We start from the raw sequence: 3,254 nt of genomic DNA, 5'->3' as shown, positions 1-3,254 counted from the left end.
GCATGGCAACGTCCTACCCTCGCAGGGAGCGATCCCCCAACTACTATCGGCGCTAAGAAGCTTGACTTCTGTGTTCGACATGGGAACAGGTATATCCTTCTTGCCATCGTCACCACACTATTGAAAACAACTTGTGCTCTCAAAACTAGCTAATATCAAATTTTTATTTTCTTTAATGAACGGAACACCTTTATACTTGGTTAAGTCCTCGACCGATTAGTATTAGTCCGCTTCATGCGTCACCGCACTGCCACTTCTAACCTATCTACCTGATCATCTTTCAGGGGTCTTACTTCCATAAAGGAATGGGAAATCTCATCTCGAGGTCTGTTTCACACTTAGATGCTTTCAGCGTTTATCAGATCCATACGTAGCTACCCAGCGATGCGCCTGGCGGCACAACTGGTACACCAGAGGTATGTCCATCCCGGTCCTCTCGTACTAAGGACAGATCCTCTCAAATTTCCTACGCCCGCGACGGATAGGGACCGAACTGTCTCACGACGTTCTGAACCCAGCTCGCGTACCGCTTTAATGGGCGAACAGCCCAACCCTTGGGACCGACTACAGCCCCAGGATGCGATGAGCCGACATCGAGGTGCCAAACCTCCCCGTCGATGTGGACTCTTGGGGGAGATAAGCCTGTTATCCCCAGGGTAGCTTTTATCCGTTGAGCGATGGCCCTTCCATACGGTACCACCGGATCACTAAGCCCGACTTTCGTCCCTGCTCGACCTGTCTGTCTCGCAGTCAAGCTCCCTTGTGCCTTTACACTCTGCGAATGATTTCCAACCATTCTGAGGGAACCTTTGGGCGCCTCCGTTACTTTTTAGGAGGCGACCGCCCCAGTCAAACTGCCCACCTGACACTGTCTCCCACCACGCTAAGTGGTGCGGGTTAGAGTGGTCATACAGCGAGGGTAGTATCCCACCAACGCCTCCACCGAAACTAGCGTTCCGGTTTCTATGGCTCCTACCTATCCTGTACAAGCTGTACAAACACTCAATATCAAGCTACAGTAAAGCTCCATGGGGTCTTTCCGTCCTGTCGCGGGTAGTCCGCATCTTCACGGACAATATAATTTCACCGAGTCTCTCGTTGAGACAGTGCCCAGATCGTTACGCCTTTCGTGCGGGTCGGAACTTACCCGACAAGGAATTTCGCTACCTTAGGACCGTTATAGTTACGGCCGCCGTTTACTGGGGCTTCAATTCTGAGCTTCGCCGAAGCTAACCCATCCTTTTAACCTTCCAGCACCGGGCAGGCGTCAGCCCCTATACGTCATCTTACGATTTTGCAGAGACCTGTGTTTTTGATAAACAGTCGCCTGGGCCTATTCACTGCGGCTGATCTTGCGATCAGCACCCCTTCTCCCGAAGTTACGGGGTCATTTTGCCGAGTTCCTTAACGAGAGTTCACTCGCTCACCTTAGGATTCTCTCCTCGACTACCTGTGTCGGTTTGCGGTACGGGCAGTTAAATACTCACTAGAAGCTTTTCTCGGCAGTGTGACATCAGACGCTTCGCTACTAAATTTCGCTCCCCATCGCAACTTGTCCTTAAATTGATAAGCATTTGACTCATCAAAAGACTTGTTGTTTGGACATCCTAATCCAACAGGATGCACATCTTAGCCTCCTGCGTCCCTCCATCGTTCGAACGCATTTAACTGGTACAGGAATCTCAACCTGTTATCCATCGTCTACGCCTCTCGGCCTCGACTTAGGTCCCGACTAACCCTGGGAGGACGAGCCTTCCCCAGGAAACCTTAGTCATTCGGTGGACAGGATTCTCACCTGTCTTTCGCTACTCATACCGGCATTCTCACTTCTAAGCGCTCCACAAGTCCTTACGATCTTGCTTCATTGCCCTTAGAACGCTCTCCTATCACGTGACCTAATGGTCACATCCACAGTTTCGGTAGTATACTTAGCCCCGGTACATTTTCGGCGCAGGATCACTCGACTAGTGAGCTATTACGCACTCTTTAAATGGTGGCTGCTTCTGAGCCAACATCCTAGTTGTCTGTGCAACTCCACATCCTTTTCCACTTAGTATACATTTAGGGACCTTAACTGGTGATCTGGGCTGTTCCCCTTTCGACGGTGGATCTTATCACTCATCGTCTGACTCCCGGATATGAATCAATGGCATTCGGAGTTTATCTGAATTCAGTAACCCAAGACGGGCCCCTAGTCCAAATAGTGCTCTACCTCCATGATCCTTCATCCGAGGCTAGCCCTAAAGCTATTTCGGAGAGAACCAGCTATCTCCAAGTTCGTTTGGAATTTCACCGCTATCCACACCTCATCCCAGCAATTTTCAACTTACACGGGTTCGGTCCTCCAATGCGTTTTACCGCATCTTCAACCTGGACATGGATAGGTCACCTGGTTTCGGGTCTACAACCTCGTACTAAAAACGCCCATTTCAGACTCGCTTTCGCTACGGCTCCGACTTTTCAGTCTTAACCTTGCACGGGATCGTAACTCGCCGGTTCATTCTACAAAAGGCACGCCATCACGCATTAACGCGCTCTGACTTATTGTAGGCACATGGTTTCAGGAACTATTTCACTCCCCTTCCGGGGTGCTTTTCACCTTTCCCTCACGGTACTGGTTCACTATCGGTCACTAGGTAGTATTTAGCCTTGGGAGATGGTCCTCCCGGATTCCGACGGAATTTCACGTGTTCCGCCGTACTCAGGATCCTGAACTGAGAAAGCTTGATTTAATCTACTGGGCTATCACCATCTATGGCGGATTTTCCCAAATCCTTCGACTATCAAACTTTTTGGTAACTCAAATGTTCAGTCCTACAACCCCAAAGTGCAAGCACTTTGGTTTGGGCTGTTCCCCGTTCGCTCGCCGCTACTTAGGGAATCGAAATTTCTTTATATTCCTGCTGCTAATGAGATGTTTCAGTTCACAGCGTTTACCTCCAACTAGACTATGTATTCATCTAGTGGTAACAGTTGATTAAAACTGCTGGGTTGCCCCATTCGGAAATCTCCGGATCATAGCTTACGTACAGCTCCCCGAAGCATATCGGTGTTAGTCCCGTCCTTCATCGGCTCCTAGTGCCAAGGCATTCACCATGCGCCCTTGTTAACTTAACCTTGTTTCCTAACGGAAACACGATTAATTGAGTTTAGCGATTAAACTTCTTTTAAAAAACTCAAAAAACGCGGTGTTCTCGGTTTCATTATGAAAAATTATATATTTGATATTATCTAGTTTTCAAAGAACAAGTTGA

The 3,254-nt window shown here is 48.8% G+C and carries 2 rRNA genes; both read right to left on the bottom strand.

The features are described 5' to 3' along the window. Window positions 1-117, bottom strand: a 5S ribosomal RNA gene (gene rrf, locus FFM75_RS13825). A 79-nt stretch (window positions 118-196) separates the two neighbouring features. Beyond that, window positions 197-3,117 (bottom strand): 23S ribosomal RNA (locus FFM75_RS13820). Window positions 3,118-3,254 lie beyond the last annotated feature (137 nt).

It is taken from the genome of Lactiplantibacillus daowaiensis, assembly GCF_005405085.1.
Lineage (GTDB): Bacteria > Bacillota > Bacilli > Lactobacillales > Lactobacillaceae > Lactiplantibacillus > Lactiplantibacillus daowaiensis.
The sequence above is the reverse complement of the archived record's forward strand: the minus strand, read 5'-3'. Positions and strand labels throughout refer to the sequence as shown.